The 23787-nt window shown below is 42.3% G+C and carries 14 protein-coding genes and 1 pseudogene; 9 read left to right on the top strand and 6 right to left on the bottom strand.

The window, feature by feature from the left end; translation table 11 throughout:
- The first annotated feature begins 117 nt into the window (after window positions 1-117).
- Window positions 118-3690, top strand: a complete 3573-nt coding sequence (locus WA1_RS06080; protein WP_066612759.1) for a two-partner secretion domain-containing protein — start codon at window positions 118-120, stop codon at window positions 3688-3690.
- Window positions 3691-3765: 75 nt separating this feature from the next.
- Window positions 3766-6462, top strand: coding sequence for a CHAT domain-containing tetratricopeptide repeat protein (locus WA1_RS06075; protein WP_017748091.1), 2697 nt, complete (start codon window positions 3766-3768; stop codon window positions 6460-6462).
- Between the two features lie 53 nt (window positions 6463-6515).
- Here WA1_RS06075 and WA1_RS06070 read toward each other — a convergent pair whose 3' ends face one another.
- From WA1_RS06070 to WA1_RS06065, 3 genes are all read right to left on the bottom strand, one after another.
- Complete coding sequence (locus tag WA1_RS06070; RefSeq protein ID WP_017748092.1) at window positions 6516-6869, bottom strand: hypothetical protein; 354 nt, start codon at window positions 6867-6869, stop codon at window positions 6516-6518.
- Window positions 6866-7027, bottom strand: a complete 162-nt coding sequence (locus WA1_RS52320; protein ID WP_017748093.1) for a ribbon-helix-helix domain-containing protein — start codon at window positions 7025-7027, stop codon at window positions 6866-6868. The genes WA1_RS06070 and WA1_RS52320 overlap by 4 nt, the downstream gene beginning before the upstream one ends.
- Before the next feature lie 429 nt (window positions 7028-7456).
- Window positions 7457-8203: a DUF928 domain-containing protein gene (locus WA1_RS06065; protein WP_017748094.1), complete on the bottom strand. Its 747-nt coding sequence runs from the start codon at window positions 8201-8203 to the stop codon at window positions 7457-7459.
- Between the two features lie 357 nt (window positions 8204-8560).
- Here WA1_RS06065 and WA1_RS06060 point away from each other — a divergent pair, with 357 nt between their 5' ends.
- The 3 genes from WA1_RS06060 (at window position 8561) to WA1_RS06050 (ending at window position 14510) form a co-directional block, all read left to right on the top strand.
- Window positions 8561-9052, top strand: a complete 492-nt coding sequence (locus WA1_RS06060; RefSeq protein ID WP_017748095.1) for a two-partner secretion domain-containing protein — start codon at window positions 8561-8563, stop codon at window positions 9050-9052.
- A gap of 295 nt (window positions 9053-9347) precedes the next feature.
- Window positions 9348-10172 (top strand): M12 family metallopeptidase, encoded by an 825-nt coding sequence (locus tag WA1_RS06055; protein WP_158516598.1) that lies wholly within the window; start codon window positions 9348-9350, stop codon window positions 10170-10172.
- 135 nt (window positions 10173-10307) lie between these two features.
- Entirely contained in the window at window positions 10308-14510 is a 4203-nt protein-coding gene (locus WA1_RS06050) for a two-partner secretion domain-containing protein (protein WP_017748097.1), read from the top strand.
- Here the strand turns inward: WA1_RS06050 and WA1_RS06045 are convergent.
- The 3 genes from WA1_RS06045 to WA1_RS06035 all read right to left on the bottom strand — a co-directional run bounded on the left by WA1_RS06045 (window position 14505) and on the right by WA1_RS06035 (window position 17985).
- Window positions 14505-15098 (bottom strand): hypothetical protein, encoded by a 594-nt coding sequence (locus tag WA1_RS06045; RefSeq protein WP_017748098.1) that lies wholly within the window; start codon window positions 15096-15098, stop codon window positions 14505-14507. The genes WA1_RS06050 and WA1_RS06045 overlap by 6 nt on opposite strands.
- A 158-nt stretch (window positions 15099-15256) precedes the next feature.
- Complete coding sequence (locus WA1_RS06040; RefSeq protein WP_017748099.1) at window positions 15257-17287, bottom strand: sensor histidine kinase; 2031 nt, start codon at window positions 17285-17287, stop codon at window positions 15257-15259.
- Between the two features lie 17 nt (window positions 17288-17304).
- The gene (locus WA1_RS06035; RefSeq protein WP_017748100.1) at window positions 17305-17985 is read right to left on the bottom strand and encodes a response regulator transcription factor; all 681 of its coding nucleotides are present in this window, start codon (window positions 17983-17985) and stop codon (window positions 17305-17307) included.
- A gap of 452 nt (window positions 17986-18437) precedes the next feature.
- On the opposite strand from WA1_RS06035, the gene WA1_RS06030 reads away from it, so the two are divergent.
- From WA1_RS06030 to WA1_RS06020, 4 genes and pseudogenes are all read left to right on the top strand, one after another.
- Window positions 18438-20501, top strand: coding sequence for a caspase family protein (locus WA1_RS06030; RefSeq protein WP_066612757.1), 2064 nt, complete (start codon window positions 18438-18440; stop codon window positions 20499-20501).
- Between the two features lie 39 nt (window positions 20502-20540).
- Window positions 20541-23024, top strand: a complete 2484-nt coding sequence (locus WA1_RS06025) for an nSTAND1 domain-containing NTPase (RefSeq protein ID WP_017748102.1) — start codon at window positions 20541-20543, stop codon at window positions 23022-23024.
- A 38-nt stretch (window positions 23025-23062) separates the two neighbouring features.
- A pseudogene (locus WA1_RS61575) lies at window positions 23063-23212 on the top strand (pentapeptide repeat-containing protein); the annotation flags it as partial.
- Between the two features lie 3 nt (window positions 23213-23215).
- Window positions 23216-23578: a pentapeptide repeat-containing protein gene (locus WA1_RS06020; RefSeq protein WP_017748103.1), complete on the top strand. Its 363-nt coding sequence runs from the start codon at window positions 23216-23218 to the stop codon at window positions 23576-23578.
- Window positions 23579-23787 lie beyond the last annotated feature (209 nt).

Here is a 23787-nt window from a genome sequence, read left to right as displayed (position 1 = left end):
CGGGAGTTTCACCCCTCCCTTTTGAATCCTAAGATTTCTGAAAATGCATAAGTTGCGGTAGCTCACACCTATATATACTTAATGGAGTTCCCGTCCCTAAATACTGAGGAGAGTGCGATGTCTGGAGTATTTGTGCGTTTGGGCTGGTTGACTGGATTAAAAATAGCTATTGGTGGTACGCTCATTTTTTGGTCAAATAGTACACTCGCACAAGTCACGCCTGATACTACGTTGGGGGCTGAAGGTTCTGTGGTGACACCGAATGTAGAGATTAAGGGTGTGGTGAGCGATGCCCAAGGGCAAGAACTGGAAGTTCTACGCATTGATGGAGGAGCAATACGCGGGGGTAACCTGTTTCACAGTTTTCAGGAATTTAATGTTGGGGAAGGAAGAGGGGTTTATTTCACCAACCCTCAAGGAATTGAGAATATTCTCAGCCGGGTAACGGGGGCTAATCGTTCCGAGATATTGGGAAGGCTGGGTGTATTGGGGAATGCCAACTTGTTTCTGTTAAATCCGTCGGGGATCGTGTTTGGACAAAATGCGAGTTTGGATGTAGAGGGATCGTTTGTTGCCAGTACAGCCAGCAGCTTAAAATTTGCAGATAGCACAGAGTTTAATGCCACAAATCCTCAATCTACACCTTTGTTAACTATTAATGTGCCCATAGGTTTGCAATTTGGGAGTAATGCAGCAAGTGTTTCGATAAGTGGGTCTAGGTTACAGGTAAACCCCGGTAAGAGCCTAGCACTTGTTGGCGGCAATGTGAGCATAAATGGTGGGAAACTTATCGCTCCTTCAGGACGTGTGGAGTTGGGAGGGGTAGCAGGAGAAAACACTGTCAAACTTTTTCCTAACGGGGATTTCTTTGGTTTGAATTTTCCCCAAGGAGTGCCGCAAGCTAATGTATCTCTGACCAATCAAGCTGAAGTGAATGTACGTTCAAGCAATGGAGGTAGCATAGCAGTCAACGCAGCGAACGTAAATATGTCGGGGAGAAGCCAACTTTTGGCAGGAATTTCAGGGATTGGCTCACCCAACACTCAAGCGGGAGATATTAAAATTAATGCCACTGGAACAGTTGCGATCGCAGACGATAGTAGAATTTTCAACGAAGTGGCACGAAACGCTGTGGGCAATAGTGGTAGCATCAACATCATCACAGGCTCGTTAAAACTAACAAATGGTGCCGAACTAAGTGCCAGTACCTATGGAAAAGGAGATGCGGGCACTGTGAACATTACCGCTACTGATGCCATTAAGTTGGATGGCAAAGACAACAATGGATTTGATAGTGACGTGAGTTCAACGAATTCAAAACAGATCTCTCTTATATTAGGGAGGCTTCTAGACTTAGACTTTTTTAAAACGTTCTTCCCCCGCCTTAATGGAGAAGGAGGCAGTGAGTGTGAGGTCTGTGGAACTCGCGTTAACAGCGGAGTATTTAGCATAGTGGAATCGGGAGCAGAAGGCAAAGCTGGGGATGTAACGATAAGCACAGGCTCCTTAGAACTGACCAATGGTGCTGACATTAGTACCAGTACCTATGGAAAAGGAGATGCGGGCAGCGTGAATATTACTGCTACTAATGCCATCAAGTTTAATGACAGTAATGCATTTAGCCAAGTCAACAGTGGAGCGGAAGGCAAAGCTGGGGGTGTAACAATACGCACAGGCTCCTTAGAACTGACCAATGGTGCTCAACTGAGTGCCAGTACCAGTGGAAGAGATGCGGGCAGTGTGAACATTACTGCTACTGATTTCATCAAATTTGATGGCGAAGATAAGGATGGATTTAACAGTGGGGCATTCAGCCAAGTCAACAGTGGAGCGGAAGGCAAAGCTGGAGGTGTAACAATACGCACAGGCTCCTTAGAACTGACCAATGGTGCTCAACTGAGTGCCAGTACCAGTGGAAAAGGAGATGCGGGCAGTGTGAACATTACTGCTACTGATTTTACCAAATTTGATGGCGAAGATAAGGATGGATTTAACAGTGGGGCATTCAGCCAAGTCAACAGTGGAGCGGAAGGCACAGCTGGGGGTGTAACAATACGCACAGGCTCCTTAGAACTGACCAATGGTGCTCAACTGAGTGCCAGTACCAGTGGAAAAGGAGATGCGGGCAGTGTGAACATTACTGCTACTGATTTTACCAAATTTGATGGCGAAGATAAGGATGGATTTAACAGTGGGGCATTCAGCCAAGTCAACAGTGGAGCGGAAGGCACAGCTGGGGGTGTAACAATACGCACAGGCTCCTTAGAACTGACCAATGGTGCTCAACTGAGTGCCAGTACCAGTGGAAAAGGAGATGCGGGCAGTGTGAACATAGGCGTAGGCTCGTTAGAACTGACCAATGGTGCTGTAATTAGTGCCAGTACTAATGGAAAAGGCGATGCAGGTAGTGTAAACATTACCGCTACTGATTTCATCAAGTTTAATGATAGTGTTGCATTTAGCCAAGTCAACAGTGGAGCGGTGGGCAAAGCCGGGGATGTAACGATAAGCACAGGCTCATTGGATCTGAACGATGGTGCTGTAATTAGTGCCAGTACATTTGGAAAAGGAGATGCGGGCAGTGTGAACATTACTGCTACTGATTTCATCAAATTTGATGGCGAAGATAAAAATGGATTTAACAGTGGGGCATTCAGCCAGGTCAGCAGTGAAGCGGTAGGCACAGCTGGGGGTGTAACAATACGCACCGGCTCGTTAGAACTGACCAATGGTGCTGTAATTAGTGCCAGTACCAATGGAAAAGGCAATGCAGGTAGTGTGAACATTACCGTCACTGATGTCATCAAGTTTGATGGTGAAGATAAGGATGGAAATTCCAGTGGGGCATTCAGCCAGGTCAGCAGTGGAGCGGTAGGCACAGCCGGGGGTGTAACGATAAGCACAAGCTCCTTAGAATTGACCAATGGTGCTGCAATTAGTGCCAGTACTAATGGAAAAGGAGATGCGGGTAGTATCAATCTTAACGTTACCGGACTTTTTAGCGCTACTGATAGTGAGATCGTTACATCTGCAACACAATCTTCCGGAGGCGCGATCGCAATCACAGCAGGTAACATTCGCCTTTACGGTGACAGTGATATCACAACCAATGTCGAAACAGAGACAGGTGGCGGTGGTGACATCACGCTAACAGCTAATTCTATCATTGCTTTTGATGACAGCGATATCCTGGCGTTTGCGCGAGATGGCAAAGGCGGTAACATTAACCTCAATACCCGTGCGTTCTTTGGTCAAAATTACCAAAAAGCTTCTTCTGCTCTTGTTTCCGACAACTTTGATGGGAACAACCGTGTTGATATCAATGCCAGTGGAGCGATTTCCTCTGGTGTGGTAACCGTACCCGACACCAGTTTCATTCAAGATAGCTTGAGTGAGTTACCTGAAAATGCTATTGACACGGGTAGCTTGATTGCTAATAGTTGCATTGCACGCGGTTCTCGCCAGCAAGAGGGAACTTTCGTTATTACGGGTTCTGGTGGTTTACCTACAAGTCCGGGAAACGTTTTGATGTCACAATATACTTTTGGCACTGCGCGTACTGTATCTAACACTCTCCCATCTGCCAACTCGCCTCGTCGTCGTTGGCAGAAAGGCGATCCGATTGTAGAACCGCAAGGTGTGTATCAATTGTCTTCAGGTCAGCTTGTTTTGAGTCGCGAATGTTTTTGAGGAATTATGAATTATGAATTATGAATTGGAGTGAAATGAGTTGATAAGTTTTTGTCTTTACATAGGAGTTGATTTGTGATTAACCAATACCGCAGATATATTCAGCGTCGATCGCTTGGATTTCTCTTTCTTTGCAGCCTGACTTTTTGCTTGTGGCTGAATCATGCAGTACTCATAGGAGAAGTGGTACGCGCACAAACTCCTGATACTGGTCAACTATTGGTGCAGCAGGGTGTTGAAAGTTACCAAGTGGGACGCTTGCAGAGTGCGATTAAAGACTGGGAACAAGCTTTAACGATTTATAAGGATACTAACGATCGCACAGGTGAGGCGGTGGTTTTAGAAAATTTGGCAAGAGCATATCAACAAGTGGGTCAAATGGATAAGTCTATTGCCCATTGGGATAAAGCGATCGCTTACTACCGCAAAGTTGGAGATGTACAGCAGGTAGGACGCATGCTGATAGAGCAGTCTCAAGTATACAATAGCTTGGGGCAACCCAAAAAAGCGATCGCTCTGTTGTGTGGTGTCCTTCAGGGCGAACCGGAAGAGGAGCCATCAAAGGAGGTAGAAAAAAATTCAGATTGTCGCCAAGAAAGCGCATTGCTCCTTACCCGATTCTCGAAAGATCGAACGGGTGAAGCAGGTACATTGGGAAGTCTTGGAGAAGCTTACCGTCTGGTGGGTTATTATGACCGATCTATTCAGTATCTTGAGAGTGCTGAAAAGATTGCTCCCAAGGGTTTTGATTTTTTAGTACTCAATAGTTTGGGTAATGCTTATGTGAGTCGGGCGGAACTTTGGAATCTGCGTGCTGAGTCTGCAGAAAAAAGCCGCGTGCAAAAGGTTGATGAATTTAAACAGCAATCTAAAAGTGATTACCAGAAAGCGTTGAACAAGTTTCAGTCTAGTTTTGAAAAAGCTGGCGAGCAAGGTAACCAAGTTGCTCAAATACGAGTGTTGATGAATTTAATTCAGTTTTACTACCGCACTCAAGCCGAACAAATTCAGTTTGATAAAGCAGTGCAAAAAGCTTTAGCCTTGCGGGAGAAATTACCAGATTCTACAAGTAAAGTTTATATAACAGTCGATTTAGCCAATCTTCCAGTTGTTACTAAACCTGTGAGTTCGTCTTTAACTCAGTGTCCTCTTCAGCGACAACTATCAGATGAGCAAGCGATCGCACTCCTTGAGGATGCAGTAAAGGTTGCTGACAATATTCAAGATCCGCGATCGCTATCTTTTGCAAATGGAGCTAGGGGTCATTTTTATGAATGTCGTCAGCAATATGAGCCAGCTTTAGAATTTACTCGGAAAGCACTTTGGCAAGCTGACCAAAAATTAAAGGCAAAAGACAGTCTTTATTTATGGCAATGGCAAGCCGGACGAATTTTTAACAAACAAAACAAGAAATCAGAAGCTGTTACAGCTTATCAAGAAGCCTACTCTACTTTAGAAGAAATTCGCAGCGATCTTTTAGAAGCCGATCGCGATTTACAATTTGATTTCCGAGATGTTGTTGAGCCTCTTTACCGTGAGTTGGCTCAGTTAAGATTGGAGTTAGCCGAGCTATCATCTATTGAACCAGAAAATCGGAAAAAGCAGCTAAGAACTGCCCTGCAAACTATAGATTCTTTAAAACTAGCAGAATTACAAAATTACTTTGGTAATGATTGTGTCATAGCAGCTATTAATAACTCTAAAAATGTTGAAGAACTCTTACAAAAAGATACTGTTGTTTTGAGTTCTATCATTTTTGATAATCGGACTGCTATTTTGCTGAATTTACCTAATGGAAGTCAGCAAGTTGAATGGATAAATGAAAAACGCGAGGATTTGGAGAAAGAAATTCAAAACTTCAGCCAATTACTTAGAGATGGAGATAAAACAATAAGTGATGATAAGATTAAACAAGCATCTCAAGAATTATACAGTAAAATTTTTCAAAAACTTGAAAAGAAAGCTAATTTAGCTGCTGAAAATATCAAAACTCTTGTTTTTATTCAAGATGGCTTCTTTCGCAGTATTCCAATGGCAGCGCTTTATGATGGAAAGCAATACTTAATTGAGAAGTATGCTATTGCTACAACTCCCAGTTTGCGTTTGACAACATCTCAAAAACTAAACCGTCAACAAAGTCGAGCTTTAATCTTAGGCGTAACGACAAAAGTAAAAGTTGATGAAGAAGATTATCCTGTTTTACCAAAAGTGAAGTCAGAAATTAATAACGTTCAACAACTCTTCCCAAATAGTAAAGTTTTAGTAGATAGTAGTTTTAACCGCGATAATTTAGGAAAAGAACTCAATAAAACTGCTTATCCGATTATTCACATTGCGACTCACGCTCAGTTTGGCATCATTGCAGAGGATACTTTTCTCGTTGCAGGAGATAACGACAAACTCACAATTAAGGAGTTAGAAAATACTCTGCGTCAAGTTAATGGTGGTCTTAACTCAGTGGAATTACTGACACTGACTGCTTGTCAAACGGCTGTAGGAGATGACCGTGCAACTCTTGGTTTGGCTGGTGTCGCCTTGCAGGTTGGCGTCAAAAGTGCGCTAGCAACTCTATGGTCTGTTAACGACGAGTCCACATTTCACTTAATATCTGCGTTTTACGATAACTTCCGCAAATCAGGAGTGAGTAAGGCAGAGGCTTTGCGTCAAGCTCAACTGAAACTAATTAACGCTAAGAAAATAGATAGCCTGAATGACCAATATGATAACCCTGCTTACTGGGCACCGTTTATTCTAAGCGGTAACTGGCTTTAACACTGTACGTTCGCTCCCTCCTATTTTTTTTAGGAGGGAATTTTTGCTGTTTATTATGGTGCGGTTGTAGGCGGACTGCTACCACCATTGCGATCGCGCAAGTACTCCCAAATCTGTCGAATCTCGGTTCGGAACTCTTGCCGATCGCGCTCTGCCTGTTCCCGGAAAGCTTGGCGGTCAATTGCTGCTTGCTGCCGATCCTGTGCTGCTTGCTCTGCCAAATTGTTGATATTGCGGTTGGTCTGTTCGCTTAGATTTCTAAGATTTTCGCTTAATTCCTGGATATTCGCTACCAGCACATCAATGGTAGCGTCATGTTGTAGAACTGTTTCGCCAACGTTGGCAAACAGAGTTTCTAAGCGGCTGAGTCGTTCGTCAGTGGTTGGTGGTTGTCCTGCGTTAGTCATTTGTTTGTTTTGTACTCTTTGCGTTCTATTAACGATTTTTTGACTATTGCAAGAATCAGCTGAGGCACAGTTCTAAATTCTGATTCTGCCCATTCTTGCAGTTCCTCATATTCTTCAGGAGCGAACGAAATTGTAGTTCTCGGTCTTTTAGTCGCCATCAATAGCATCACTTGTCTATTCAATAGACATTATCTGCTATCTTACTTTGAATTCTAAAAAAACATTACTTGATGTTCTATTTGACAAGTGATGTACCTGTAGATTAGGATAACAAGTGTGGAAGGAAAAGACAACTGAAACGCTCTCCACACAAAGATTTCAACCCACGGCATACACTGCGTGCTCGTGTCATTCTTGCACGGCTATCAGATGTTTGCAATCCGAACCTTGATAACTGAAATCAAAGTGACTGCTTGAGGGGTATATCAGATAGATATAAAATACGCTCATGAATAAAATACTGAAGACAATAACACCCTTATAGCTCTACCGCTTCTAAAAACCGGGTTAAGGCTTACTCCCGCAACAGTCTAAAACTTTATTCTCTTTCTACACCTAACCGAGCAGTATTGACTGAAGATTGTGTTTCATTTTGCCCAGTTTGCGATCGCCTTTAAACTCTCAATTCTTTGCTGAAGTTCTTGGCTTTCCTCAGACTTTCCTATTTGTCCTTCGGATTGTGCTAGAGATTCTACCAGCGTTGCACCGACTGCTCCGAGTTTCCCTGGTGGCGCTAAATTCAGCGCTTCTCCTAGTGCGTCATACCACAAACCTTGTTGGGCGTAAAGCTTGGCTTTTTGAGAATCATTTGCTATTTTCGGTTGATTACTTTTGATATCTGATGACATCTCAACAACCGTAAATTCTGCCTTTTGCATTAAATTACCATTTGGACAAGAGATGGCGACTTGCCATAGGTATCGTTTCCCTACGCTTAATCCAGGATGGTTTTCTGGAAGAGAATACTTGTTAATCCCCTTTGAAGCTTGCAATTTAATCGGATCGCCTATTTGTTTGGGTTTACCATTCGCCTCAAACTCAAAAAGCCAAAATTCTGTATTGTGAGGGCTGTAGGAGAACCAGGCAAAGGTTGGATGCTTGGAAACTGTATGTCCAACATAAGCTTGAGGAGCAAGGACTGTCAGGGGTATTTGTTCTCCCGGACACCCTCTAGGTCCTCCCGACGTGGTGTAATCACTGGGAGGTTTTTGATTTCGGGGGGGTACATAACCAGCTATAGCTGGAGAAACAAACAAGAATAAGCTTAGGAGCAAACCTAAATTGAGTTTGCGATTAATACCTTTGATGAGCAACCACAAGATTTGAGCCTTCATAATCTCCCCTAGGTGTATTGTTCATTATTTAATTTACTGTGAATAAACTACAAACTGAGAAATAAAGATTTAGGGAAAAACTTACTAAAAAAGTCATGAAATTTTGATAAAGATTATCGATGGAATACATGAGTTGTCCGATTGGTGATCGGCTTAAATGACGGTTACTAACTCAATACTACAATCGCTCGGACTTTGTCACTAGCTCAAAATCTAGTTATTAACTGACTATTTGATTGGGGATTACCTGAACTAAAGTATAGTCTCCAGAGTCCGTTAGAAAATGCATAAGTTGCGGTAGCTCGCACCCATATATACTAAATGGAGTTCTTGCCCCTAAATAGCGAGGGAAGTGCGATGTCTATAGTATCTGCACGTCTAAAGTGGTTGACTGGACTAAAGATTGCTATTAGTAGTGTATTAGTTCTTTGGTCAAATCTTACACTCGCGCAAGCCACGCCTGATACTACGTTAGGGGCTGAAAGTTCTGTGGTGACAACGGATGTGGAGATTCGGGGTTTGGTGAGCGATCGCATAGACGGAGGAGCAAGACGCGGGGCTAACTTGTTTCACAGTTTTCAAGGATTTAACGTGAGGGAAGGAAGAGGGGTTTATTTCACCAACCCTCAAGGAATTGAGAACATTCTCAGCCGGGTGACAGGGGCTAACCGTTCTGAGGTTTTAATGTCACTGTATACTTTTGGCACTGTGCGTACTGTAGCCAATACTGCTCCATCTGTCAACTCGACTCGTCGTCCTTGGCAGAAAGGCGACCCGATTGTGGAACCACAGGGTGTCTATCGCTTATCTTCAGGTCAGCTTGTTTTAAGTCGGGAGTGTTCTCATTAGAGACGCATTTTTTTATTGTATTAGAGGTAGATTGAGCAGTGTATACAGAAAAGTGTATTATTGACAGCCGAATTTAATATTTAATAAAGCACAAAAGGTAAGAGCGTTATCTTGTGTTTATTTTTATCTTATTGATTAAGCTCATACCAATTTTCTATAAAGATGCAGTTAATATTTATTACCCGAACGCCTAGACACTGAGTATGTCAAGTGTGGTGGAAGGAAAGAGTAAGTATTAAATTAAGTGCAATTCAGAAATGTATAAATGATTACTTTTAGCGAGCGAGCAATACCAATGAAAAAAATTCTTTTCCCTTTATTTACCTTGTTATCATTTTGTTCGTGGTCAACAACCGTTGATGCAAGCATTTTTCTTAATGAAAGGCGGTGGCCACAGAATTCCTCAGGACGTACTGTTATTTCTGTTTGCATTGAAAAAGATAGTTCGGTTACAGAAAGAAGCAGCAATTGGTATCAAAGTTGGTTGATTCACGGTTGGCTAGCTCAAGATGGTTGGAGGGATTCCAGCAATCCGAGTTTAGATGAGGTCATAGCTAGAATAAGAAGTGCTTTAAAAAAAAGTTGGGAACGAACAGGTTCTATTTCTTTTGTAGGGTGGCAATTCTGTGACTCCCTAACGCCAGAACAGCAAAATAATTCGATTCGTTTCTGGATTCATCCTAATGCTGACAACAAATCATTTATCGGTACAAGTGTGAGAGGAAAAGAAAAAGGTACACAAATTAAGCCTTGGGGTACTGGAGGGTCTCAAACGCAGTGTATCCGGTATAACAGCGATAGAAACAGCATGGAATACCATTTTACTTGTGCAGAGCAATTTGCCATCCACGAGTTTGGACATGCCCTTGGTTTTGAACACGAGTGGAAGCATCCATTGAAGCCAGCCGCTTGCCCAAAAAATGAGTCACTCATTTCATTTAGCGATGCTAGCCAAACTTACTCAAGTACGAAATCTTATACTATAGTTAATCTGAATTCATACGATATAGATTCTATCATGACGTATGATGAGGGTTGTGCAGATGTAACTGGTGAGCGTTTCGGAAGCCCGAATCTAAGTCCAACTGATGAAGCTGGACTTAAAGAAGTTTATCCCTGACTTTTCACGGGATGTGGAATGAAGATGAGGGGATCGCCTAAACTTTAGTTCAGGTCTCATTCTAATTTTCTGATTTCTTGTTGAAAAAGCCAAGAAACCTGATAATGATTTTAAGGCAATAAAGTTAATGGCGTAATGAGCAGCTTATGGAATTGGTTGTGGAAGCTAAGTTGGATAGGTGCGTTTAGCTTAGCCGTGTTGCAGATATTGGCATTAACAATATCTCAGCAAGCTAATGCACAAATTACACCCGATACCACCTTGGGAGCGGAAAGTTCTGTCGTGACACCCAATGAAGTCATTCGTGGATGGATGAGCGATCGCATTGGACAAGAACTGAAAGTTATACGGATTGATGGGGGAGCAATTCGCGGCGCTAACCTGTTCCACAGTTTTCAAGAATTTAATGTGGAAGAAGGAAGAGGAGTTTATTTCGCTAATCCCCAGGGAATTGAGAACATTCTCAGCCGGGTGACAGGGACTAACCGTTCCGAGATTTTGGGGAGGCTGGGTGTATTAGGTAATGCTAACTTGTTTCTGATAAATCCTAACGGAATTGTTTTTGGGCAAAATGCGAGTTTGGATGTTGAAGGGTCATTTGTGGCGACGACAGCTGAGGCGATCGCATTGGGTGAGCAAGGTGATTTTAGTGCGACTCAACCGCAACAAAGCAGTTTACTGTCCGTGAGTCCAGGAGCGCTGTTTTTTAATCAAGCTGCTGCACAACCAGGGAACATTATTCATGCAGGAAATTTATCAGCAGGAAAAGATTTGACACTAGCAGCTAGGAATTTAGAGCTACAGGGTCAGTTGTACGCTGGGGAGAATTTGACTTTGCAAGCAACTGATACATTAAGAATTCGAGATAGTGTAACGAATCCTTTTGTTGCAGCTGCTAGAGGACAAGTCTTGGTACAGGGGAATCAAGGTGTGGATATTTTTGCCTTAAATCATCCAGAGAGTGGCTTGTTTTCTGGCGGGAATATGATTTTGCGAAGCGCTAACACGGTAGGAGGGGATGCTCGCTATTGGAGTGGGGATAGTTTTCGGATAGAGCAACTCGATGGAAGTTTGGGAAATTTATTTAGTCCAAACGATCCCATTATTCGGTCTAGAGGAGATGTTAGCTTCAACAGTTATTATGGTACCTCCTTGCATATTTTGGCAGCAGGTAGCGTGACAATTCCAGGGGTAGTTGCGATTACAGGAGCGGAAACAGGAACATCTGGAGTTGATTTTATTGCTGAAAACTTTACCTTATCCAATGGAACGGAGTTGCCAATTGATGGAAGAGCTAGACCAACTTTTGATGTGCGTGCTGGAGTCGATCCTTCTGCAATTGGTAATTTTGGAAATACAGGTGTCAATGCTGATTTCTTCTTTAATATTTCCTCAAATATTTTCTCGTTATTCTCTAGTATTTCGAGAACTCCAACCATCTCAAATACGGCAACAAGTGCAGATATCAACATCGGAGGAATTGCGATGCTTGGTAGCAATGCAGCAAACGGGCTTGTTTTTTTAAGCAATCAGTACAAACCCAATTTATCCTTGCCAAGGGGCAACATTGAAGTAGGAACGATTGTGACAGCAGATACTCAGAGTTTAGCTCAATTGGAAGAGCGCTTGCCTGCTATCCTTCGTAATTTCCTTACTAATGGCTTTAATGGTAATGGCGGTGATGTGATTATTGACTCCAGAAGTAGTATTGGGCTGAACGGGACTCGGATTGCGAACTTTGATATAAATGCTGGTAGCTTTATCTATACCTCGTCAGCAACTGGCGAAGCGGGAAATATTACTCTCCTTGCTAAGGAGAATATTTTCTTAGCTACTGGTTCAGGGGTGGTTTCAGAAACAAGAGGTTCGGAGCGGGGAGGAAAAGTTACTGTCACTGCTTCCGAGAAGTTGGAATTAGTTGGTCCAAATACTCTGCTAGGAACTTCAACTCAAAGTGATGCTCCTAATGGTGGTAGGGGTGGAGATGTAGAAATTAATACAAAAGAACTGATTCTTCGCGAGCGTGCATATATAGGAAGTGCAAGTGGTGTGAGCAGTACAGGTGATGTAGGTAACGTCACATTAAATGCCACAGAATCCATACAGTTGCTTGAAGGCGGAGGTGTAAACAGTAATACTAATGGAAGTGGTCGGGCTGGAAATATAACAATTAACACTCAGAGATTAATTGCTCAACAAGGGAATTCAAAAGAAGGATCGGGAGTATCAGCTTCAAGTTTATCGACACTCAATAACGCTGGTGTTGGAGGAAACCTCATCGTCAAAGCTTCTGAGTCCGTGCAATTGATTGGTAATCGACCGGGAGTTGTAGATGATTTGACTTCAACTACTGAAATTGCCAATTTATTAATAGAATCAACAGTCAATTTACCAGGAGATGGAGTGCCATTAATTTCTGGATTGATAACAGTGACTTCTGGTCCTGGAAATGCTGGTGATTTGATAGTTGACACCAAGCAGTTACTTATCCAGGATGGTGCAGGTATTGCTACAGCGACTGTTGGCAGTAACATTGAGAAAGCTGGAAAAGGCGGAAATTTAACAGTCAAAGCCGATGACTCCATCACCTTGTCTGGCGTTGGAGGTTTGGCAAGTGCGACTTTGGGGACGGGAAATGCAGGAAACTTAAGTTTGACAACAAAGGAATTACTGACCCAAAATGGTGCGGCGATTTCCTCTGAAACCCGTGCTGCTGGAGAAGCTGGAACGTTAACTATTGACGCTGAACGTTTAAGAGTCTTGAGTGCAGGACAAATCCGAGCTGGGACAACTGGTTCTGGTCAGGGAAAAACGATAACAATAACGGCTGATAATGTAGAATTGGCTGGTGTCTCTAAAAAACTTATCTCAAGTAGCTTGACAACTGAGACAACAGGTGAAGGAACAGCTGGTAATTTGATAATTAATGCTCGAAATCTCAGTATTAATAATGGAGCACGGATTTCCGCCGCCACCTCTAATCAAGGTCAGGGAGGTAGCATAACTGTAACAGCACCTGAGTCTGTAACCCTTAGCGGTAACACTCAACTATCTGTTGAAGCAAGTGGCGCTGGTAAAGCCGGAGACGTGACCATTAACACAAACCTTTTGACTGTCGAAAAACAAGCTGCAATCAACGCGACTTCTACTGCTAGTGCTACTACCTCACAACAAGGTGGTAGCATTGCGCTCAACGCTTCCAACATCAATCTATTTGGTACTCCTGGTATACTTGCTGAAACCCAAGGTGAGGTACCTGCAGGCACTTTAACCATACAACCATATAACAATGGTCAAAGTTTAAATGTGAATTTTGCTCAAGACGCTCGCATTTCCGCTTCTACCCGTGGTAGCGGTCAGGGGGGAAGTTTAATTGTGAAGGCACCAGAAGCAGTGACTCTATCGGGTAATGGTCAACTGACTGTGGAAACGAGTGGTGCAGGTGCTGCTGGAGATGTCAAAATAAACACACAAAACTTAACAATTCAAGAGAATGCCAAAGTATCAGCTTCTACTACTAGCACGGGTCAGGGAGGTAACATCAATATCCAAAGCAACTCAGTAACTCTGAATAAGGGTGAAATTAGCGCTCGTACTCAAGGGCAGGGTAACGGAGGTCAGATTAATATTGATGTGGATGAACTTTTGAGGGTTACTGATAGCGATATTGTCACTGCTGCCATTCAATCTTCCGGAGGTGCGATCGCGATTGCAGCTAAGGACATTCGCTTGTTTGGTGACAGCGACATTACAACCAATGTTGGGAGTGGCGCAGGTGGTGGTGGTAACATTACCCTGACGGCAAATTCCATCATTGCCTTTGATGACAGCGATCTCCTTGCATTTGCTCGAGATGGTAAAGGGGGTGATATCGCCCTTAAAACTCCCGCTTTCTTTGGCAACGGCTACAATCCTGTTCTTACTGATAGAGATCTTAGCACTCTAGATGGGAACCAACGTGTAGATATTAATGCTAGTGGTGCGGTGTCTGGTAATATCTCAATTCCCGACACCAGTTTTATTCAAGGTAGCCTGAGTGAGTTACCAGAGAACCCAATAGATACTGGTAGCTTGATTGCTAATAGTTGTATTGCACGCAATCCAAGTCAGCAAGAGGGAACTTTCATAATTACGGGTTCTGGTAGCTTGCCCTCTGGTCCGGGAGATGCTTTGATGTCACTATATACTTTTGGCACTGTACGTTCCGTGTCGAATGTCTCCCCATCCACCAACTCGACTCATCGCCCTTGGCAGAAAGGCGATCCGATTGTGGAACCACAGGGTGTGTATCGCTTACCTTCAGGACAGCTTATTTTGAGTCGGGAGTGTTCTTTATAAAAGAATAGAAAAGGGTCCACTAGTATTAAGTGGAACGTTGAAGGTTTTAAGGTCAAACAAGTCATTTGAAACTGGCATTAAAGAAGTAACCCCTTCCACAATCCCAACAAGGTCTCCGGAAGTTCTGAAAATATTTAAACTTCCGTTTACTACCTGAAAATTGTAGTTCTGTGGCGATCCTTCTAACACGATTAGATCCTCAAACCGCTGAAAGTTCCGGATTAAAGCATAGTCTGCATTACCACGACCAACGTAAAATTGCTGAGGCGTGGAGGTTAAAGAAGACAAAGTGGGATGTCCAAGGACGAATACATCCCTCCCTTCTCTGCCAATTAGGGTATCAACTTCACCGACTCCAGCAACTGTAGATCCATTTAATAAAGCGTCGAAAGCTACTCCAGCCAGGACTTTAGTCCCCTGACCAAAACCAGTGATAGTGTCATTCCCACTGCTTCCAAAGAAAAAGCCAATCCGGTTCTCCTGTTGTCCAAACTGCGTGTAGTGCTGTAGACCTGAGCTAAAAGAGCCAGCCTTAACAGCCGCCGCTACATCAGGATATACTTGCAAGTAAGCATTTTCATTAAACATTAAAGAACCTCCAGAACAATCTTCAAATGAGTTGCACTAAATCTTGATTGATTATTTCCTATTGTATTGGAAGCAAATTGAGCAACACATACAGAAAAGTGTATTTTTTGAAGTTGATAATGTGCGTACTGTATTCATTGCCTCTTCATCCATGAATCCTACTTGTCGTCCTTGGCAGAAAGGCGATGCGATTGTGGAACCGCAGGGTGTATATCGCTTATCTTGGGGTCAGCTTGTTTTGAGCCGGGAGTGTTCTGATTAAAGACTTTTAAAAAAGATTTAAACCAATTCCCGAGCTGACCTTTACCACCTCTCAAAGACCAGGTTAATTCGCATAAAGTTCCACGAGGAGAAACAGACTCTCGCTTAAAATAACCTCTTAAGTTTCTAGCTAAATTTATAGCTTGCTTTGTTCCTTTATTTTCTGAATCTGAACCAATACCGCACCCATTATCTTTAATGCTGAGAGTATACCAGCCTTGGTTTTCTTTACCAGTAGCTTGAATGCGTTTGGCTCCTACTGCGTGTTTACCAACATTGCATAAGGCTTCTTCTAAAAATTGGCAGAGTTCTCGTTTCTGTTCGATATTTAAATATTTTTCTTCAATAGGGTCAAAGGCGCGGGTTTTCAACTTAAGATTTTGAAAATGGGTGAGATCTCTTTTTAGTGTACTGGTGTAAACTTCGTAGAAAAGTTCGTGAATGGGAAGTTTTAAATCAAGTTTTAAGCCACTCCCTAAAAGAAGGCTTTCTTCTTGATTTAAAGCTTCTAATTTTAAGTGTTCGCCTATGGCTCGAATTTCTTGGTCGAGATTTTCTAATTGACCGTGTAATTTATCCTGGGGAAAATCTTTCTCTTGAACGCATCTTAAAGCATTAGCGAGTGTTTGCAGGGGTCCATTGTGAATGAGAGTAAATGCGTGGTCGATAGTGCGTTGGCGTTCGTTGAGTTGAGACTGCATAGCGCGATCGCGTTGATAAAAAGCAAAAGCACTCAAACCGACACCGTTGATGCTTAAAATTAACAAATTTGGTGCGACAGGAACCCACCAACCCCATGTAAGAAGCAGGTAACTACCTCCAACTAGGGAAAGACTCGTCACGCCAACAGCAAACAAATTCATAAGTACGGATTGAGTCAGTCGTCCAATAATAATAGGGATAAAACCCCAAACCGCAATCCACAGATATTCCCACTCATCCGACCAAACTTTTAACAATGGTCGTTCGTTAAGAACAGCACTAATAATTTGGGAACAAGCATGAGCGTGAAATTTGACTCCAAAAATATGACCATCCGGTTTTAATCCAGCAACGGCTTCAGTATTAATGTAGTCTGGAACACTGGGAGCAGTTATGCCTATCAAAACAATGCGATCGCGAAACCATTCTGGCTTAAATTTATCGGTTTTAATATCATCAAGGGATAAAACTCGAAATGGTTCTCTTCCACTCCGCCACTTAAGTAATGTTTGAACTCCACCGGGATCTATTCCTACATAAGCGCCAGTATTTAGCGAAACGCGAGGGATTTCAACTGAGGCAAATCGCATAGTTTCGGAGTCACGAACCCCATTTTTTAAAGGAATGCCTTCCCTCAATAAATAAGCTTCTGCTAAACGCAAAGGGAGGGAAAACTTGTAGTTTTGACCCTTCTGTAAGGATGGTGTACTAAGAAGAATGCGCCGGGAATTGCCATCTTTATCTGATAGAGCATCGGCGAAACCAACTTGGTCGTCAGGTATATTTGGCGGTGGTGCATATTGAGGTGGTAAAACTTTTTCAATAGCAATTAAATTTTTACTCTGTTTAAATACATCAACCAGTTCTTTATGACCGGGTTCAACAGGTACATTTCTAACAATATCTAGACCAATAACTCTAGGCTTATAATTCTGTACTTTCCTAATGAGTGCTGCAATCTCTTTATCTGGAATGGGATAAGTTTTTGCACTCTCGATATCATTTTCAGTTATGCCGATAATGGTGATTCTATCATCCATAGGCTCAGCAGGACGCAGGCGCAGAAAGTTATCAAAAGCCATCCACTCTAGAGGCTGAAGTAACCCATATAACCGAGCGATGATGATAATCGTCAAGACTGCAAATCCTGGTAACGCTCCTGTACGCCAAATGGCAAGTTCTTTTTTAATTTTTCTCCAAATCTCCGTCCCAGAATCCCCAGTCATGAATCATTAACTCCTCATTAATCAATTAGCCCTTCTTCTCTAGCGCGGATTGTCGTTTGAATTCGCATATTCTTACCTTCTTGTTTGCAATCTTCAGGATAAACACCCAAAACGTCTTGGATTTTAGTCCAATAGGAACGGACAGTTCGTTCGTGTATGTACATGCGATCGGCAATAGCTTTATCTTGCAATCCTTCTTCAAATGCTAGCTTCAAAACTTCTAGCCATTCTGGCTTAAATTCCAATGCTGTTTTGATATCTTTTGTATGGGTTATACCTTGTAGCGCCAAGTTAACCCTATTTAAAATTTCCTTTTCGGAAAGCCCTTTATTGGCAATGACAAAGCCCCCTTCATGGTCATCAATTTCACGTTTAATACGTACTAATGCCTTAATATAACTGCTTTGCACTACAAGATTGAGTGTAGGACACTTCTTCATTAAGGTCTTTAACAGTTGAATACCTGTATCAATTTGAGCCATCATTCCCGGCTTCTCTGGAATGGACAGGTCTATGACAACAAGGTCAAGCTGACAGCTTGCTAGTAAATCAAGAGCTTCTTGTGCGGTTTCAGCTTTGAGAATTTCCGCGTCTGGATACTCCTGTTTTAGTATATTAAGGCTTCCACCCAGGATGAGTTGGTGGTCGTCTACCACGAGAATCCTTTGTTTTCCTTGGTTTGGTAAATTTTGGCTCATTATGAATTCCTTAAAACTTACTTTTACCACAGTCCTGCTCTACAAAAATAGCGTTGCTGAATAACAAATGAATTACCCTCATCCCCAACCCTTCTCCCTAAGGGAGAAGGGAGCAGTGAGTTCTTGTCCCCGCCCCGAGTTTGTCCTTTAGGGGGTAAGCCCTACTCTTATTCCCCTTCTCCCCATGGGAGAAGGGGTTAGGGGATGAGGGTACTTATCTAAAGTAACTTTTGATACATAATATTGATCGTTAGCATACCTGTTGGTGTACTCACCTATTGTATTAAAGGCAAATTTAGAAGCGCATACAGAAAAGTGTATTTTTTACAGCTGGATTTGGTGCTCAACACAGCACTAATAGTAAGTGCATAATTCAAGCCCGGATTTTATATTAATAACTAAGCTTAATAGCTTAATCAATTATGTAAGAAATTTCTTGAGGAAAAATATCTATGGCTAAGAAGATTTATGCACTATTAGTTGGCATTAATGAGTATCATCCTGACTCCAGTCCAAGCGTGGGATCGCTTACAGGTTGTCTCAACGATGTTAAAGCAATAGAATCATACTTGAAAAACAGAATTGATGTTGAAAGTGAATGGACTCTTGTTGAATCTACAGATGTTCCGTGGATTCTTACAAACGAACAAGCGACTCGTCAAGCCGTTATTAACGGTTTTCAACAACACCTGTGCAAGGCAGATAGCGATGATGTTGTCTTATTTTACTACGCAGGTCACGGTTCTCAACAAAAAGTACAAGAAGCCTTTTCTCATTTAGAAATAGACAATCTTAATGAAACTATAATTTGCTACGACAGTCGTACAAAGGATGGTTGGGACATAACAGATAAAGAATTGGCATATTTGATTTCTCAAGTGTCAAAGAACAATCCACATACTGTTGTGATTTTGGATTGCTGTCACTCCGGGACTGGGACAAGAGACTCAGAAATCGTGCGTCAGGCTCCTGGTGACGAACGCCAACGCCCTTGGGATAGCTTTATTTTTGCCAATGACTCAGTTGCATCAGATGAACTGACTTCTTTAAAAAGCCAAGATAAAATAAAATTCCAGGGATTTAAGGGTAAACATCTTGCGATCTCCGCCTGTCGTTCTCATCAAAAGGCAGAGGAGTACACTCCAGAAGACGGTCAACCACGAGGTGCTTTTTCCTATTTTCTCACAGAAGCCTTGAAAAAAACCAATAGAGATATGTCCTATCGAGATTTAGTTAGGAATGTAAGTGCTTTAGTCATTGCTCAACTCCAGAACCAGTCACCGCAAATTGAAGCAACCAACGCAGAAGAACTCAACAAACCTTTCTTGGGTGGTGCTATTGGCGAACGTCCTCAATACCTTACTTTAAGCTATAACACCAAGCATAAAAGTTGGGTCATTGACAGTGGTGCTGTGCATGGTATTCCAAAATCATCTAAAGGTGAAGATACCTTGCTAGCTATTTTTCCCGTAGGAAGCAAAGCTGAGAAACTACACCAACTCCAGAATGCGATCGCAGAAGCTAAAGTGACTCAAGTGCTACCACAGATGAGTCAAGTGGAGATTACCCGCGATAGTGGCTTGTCTCAAAATCAAGCTTATTGGGCAGTTGTTACAAGCTTACCACTCGCTCCATTAAAAGTTTATATTCAGGATGATAAGGAAGAAAAAACAGGGGTAGAACTGGCTCCCGCAGCATTTCAAAAAGCAAGTCCCGATCAAAACCCTTCGTTGTACGTAGAGTTGGTAGACTCTCCTCAGGATGCATACTGCACTCTATTAGCTAATAACGGTCAATACTGGATTAGAAAAGGTAACCAAGCACTACTTGCTCCCATTCTAGAAAAACCAGATGAGATAGGTTATACAAGCGATCGCGCATTAAAAGCGATTCGACGGTTAGAAAATATTGCTCGATGGAATAATCTTCTGACACTCGAAAGCCCAGCCACCAGTTTCATTAAGTCAAATCGAGTGGAGATGTCCATTCAAATCCTGTTTGGACAAGATATCTCTGCTTCTCCTGAGGGAGATTTGGAAAAACGGGCGCAATACACTTATGAAGACGGTGAATGGAAACCGCCAGTCATACAAGTCAAACTGACAAATCACAGTTCGAGAACACTCTATTGCAACGTACTAGAACTTTCGGAAAGTTACGGTATCTATTTACCTTTCTTTGAAGAAAGAAGTAGCATACGTATTTTACCTAACGAAAGTATCGAAGCTGAGAACGAATTTTACATTCCAGATGCTTTCTTAGAACAAGGAGTCATTGAGTATAAAGAGATATTTAAGCTGATTGTCAGCACCACAGAGTTTAACGCAGGGTTGCTAGAACACGATGGGTTAAATTCATCACAACGATCTCGTTCGCTGATATTACAAGACAGTACCTTCAATCTTTTATTAGAGCGGGTTAACACTCGTGAAGCAGGTACCTCAAGCAAAAAACTAGATGATTGGATGACAAAGAGCATTGCGGTGACAATTGTGTATCCGCAAGATGCTATCTAAATTCAGCCCAAGGAAAGTACTGAAATAAATAATATGCTTATGAACCAGATTAAACGTAGTTATGCCATTGTTGTTGGTATCAATAGTTATACAAATGATATACCGCCCTTAGAAACAGCGGTCAATGATGCCAAAAGATTTGCAGAAATTCTAAAACAGTCACACCAATACCAGGTTTTAGAATTACTAGATACGGATGCGACTCAGGGTAAGCTAAAGAACCTCATAGAAAATCTCAAACAGGGAAAACTTCCCCTCGGTACTAAAACTATAACAATTGAAGAAAATGACCGACTGCTTTTCTATTTCGCCGGACATGGTATAGTCCGGGATGGGCTTGAATTTGAGGATGGACAAGCAGCCGGATACCTTCTCCCCCAGGATGCTCACAAGCATGAAAACAGCTTTCTACCAATGCAACTCTTACATGATACACTGGTCGGGCTGGATTGCCATCACCTGTTAGTTATCTTAGACTGCTGCTTTGCTGGTGCTTTTCGCTGGTCAAGTTCAACGCGAGAAGCAATGCATCATCCAAAAATGTATCGCGAACGTTACGATCGCTACATCAGGGGCTATGCTCAACAAGTTATCACTTCCGCCGCTCACGATGAAAAAGCAGTAGATGTCCTTTCCTGTCTTGGTGATAAGCCGGGTAAGGCTTGCGCTAAGAGCAATCGCGGCGTGGGTAGCACGGGAAAACACTCTCCTTTTGCAGAGATTTTGTTTGAAGCTCTCGAAAATGGTAAGGGAGATGTGATTAAAGATGGAGTGATGACAGCTTCGGAACTTTACGTGTACTTACACAACGAACTAGGAAAGAAAATACATCAACAAACACCAAGCTTGTGTCACTTAAAAAAACACGATAAAGGCGAATTCATCTTTTTAGTTCCTGGTTTCGATCCAAAGAATCTAGAAAAAGCACTTCCACTTGATGAGAACACAAATCCCTATCGAGGACTGAATTCTTACGAATTTAATGAAGAAGATAGCAAGCTCTTTTTTGGTAGAGACCAAGCTATAAAAAACCTAAAAGCTCAGATTTTGGAGTCAGAAGATCTACCACTGACGGTTGTTTTAGGCGCTTCCGGGACAGGTAAATCGAGTTTAGTCAAAGCTGGGTTATTACCTGCACTATCAAAAGAGCAATGGCACATCCTTAGCCCAATGCGTCCTGATTCAAGCCCTTTTGCTGCCCTAGCAAGTACTCTTATTAATCAATCAACGCTATTCCATTCCTATTCTATTCGCTCGTTAAGCAAGCAGTTGCGACAACCGCAAAAAGTCATAGAATCTTTTAAGAATTGGAGTCGCAACAATTCAGTCAAGCTACTTTTGGTTATTGACCAATTTGAAGAACTAGTGACTATGTGTCAACCAGAGGAGAAAAAGCAATTTTTGGATTTACTAAAAGCATTACTTACTGAATGTTCGGAACACCTGAAGATTCTAATCGCTTTGCGCTCTGACTTTGAGCATCATTTTTCTAACGAACTTTTGTCATCAAATCGCTGGATGGCAGCAAGGTTTATTGTACAGCCAATGAAGCGAGAGGAATTGCGAGAGGTGATTGAAAAACCAGCTGCAGAAAAAGTGCTGTATTTCGATCCGCCGCAATTAGTCAATCAGTTGCTTGATGATGTTGCTCAAATGCCAGGAGCGCTACCACTGTTATCCTTTACTCTCAGCGAGCTTTACCTCAAGTATTTGCACCGTCGGGGTTGTGACAGAGCGTTGAGACAAAAAGATTATGAGGATTTGGGTGGAGCGATCGGTTCTTTAACAAAAAGAGCTACACAAGAATGCGAACAGCTCATCGTGAAAGATTCTGCTTATAAAAAAACAGTGCGTCAAGTTATGCTGCGAATGGTTGCACGTGAAGGAGGAGAGTCAGCAAGGAGAAGGGTACCATTATCGGAACTAAAATATCCAGATGCTGATGAAAACAAGCGCGTGGAAGAATTTCTCAACCGCTTTTCTCAAGCTCGTCTCATTATCGGAGATAAAAACTTTGAAGGCAAACCTTATTTTGAACCAGCCCACGATGCTTTAGTGCGGGTGTGGGACAAGTTACAGACATGGATTGCACAAGAACAGAATACCTTAATTTGGCAACAACGCTTGACTCCGACTGTCAATGATTGGTTAAATCATGACGATAAGGAACAAACAAAGGGTTTTCTTTGGACTGATAGTCATCGCCTTAAGTATTTAGAAAAACTACTTCAGTCTGAGGATAATTGGCTTAACCAGGTAGAAACAGAATTTGTTAAACAAAGCATCCAACAAAGGAATGACGAACTTGAGAGAGCCAAGCAGCAGCTTGAGAAAGCAAGACAAGCTGAGATAAGTGCATTGGTTGCATTGTCTGAAGCTCGCGTTCAACAAATTAAGCGATCGCTCTTAGCGCAAGCCGTACCCGGCTTATCGCCTTGGCTGAAAGAGGGCGTTGTGACTCGCACTGAAGTTATGTGGTTTATAATGTCTGCTTCAGTCACGATGGTAAGGCGATGCTCCTGAAGGGAGTGCATACAGAAAAGTGTATTTTTTGCACCTAGATTTGGTACTTAACACAGCACAAATTTCCAAAAGGTGCATATCTAATCAAACCTGGTGCTGACCTTCGTGGTCAAGATTTAACAGATGTTAATTTAAGGGGTACCGCTCTGACAGAAGTTCGACTGGATGGTGCTAATTTAAGTGGTGCTGACTTGAGGGGTACAACATACAAGGAAGAGCAATTAATTCGTAGCATTTATACGGAAACAACTAAGTTTCCAGATGGTAATGCTCCCAAAGGCGCGTATCTCATTAAACCTGGTGTTAACTTGAGTGGTAAAGATCTACGCGGAGTCAACTTAAATAATGCCAACCTAGTTGGTGTTAATCTAACAGGTGCTAATTTAGCAGGGGCTACACTGACTAATGCTAACCTAACAAATGCTCAATTAAAAGATGCCAATCTGGATAATACCAACCTGGAGAATGCCAATTTAGGAAATGTTAAAAATCTGTGCAGTGCAAAAATGCTAGATGAAAAAATAGCACAATTGTATTGTGAAAATGAAAACTAACCCCAGCAAGAGCGATTGTAGACCATAAATTTGGGTGTTGCTCGGTACACAAATATCTGTTGTGAAAGAATTTAACCTTGTATGGAAAGCGATCGCTCATCACTAATAAATTATGACTGTATTGAGTCGTAATCTTATAGGAAAAACGGTGATTGATTGGATTATCGAGCGTTGCATGGTAAGAGTACTAAAACCTAGTTCAGATAGTG

The organism is Scytonema hofmannii PCC 7110 (assembly GCF_000346485.2).
GTDB lineage: Bacteria > Cyanobacteriota > Cyanobacteriia > Cyanobacteriales > Nostocaceae > Scytonema > Scytonema hofmannii.
This window is presented reverse-complemented; position numbering and strand designations above follow the sequence as displayed.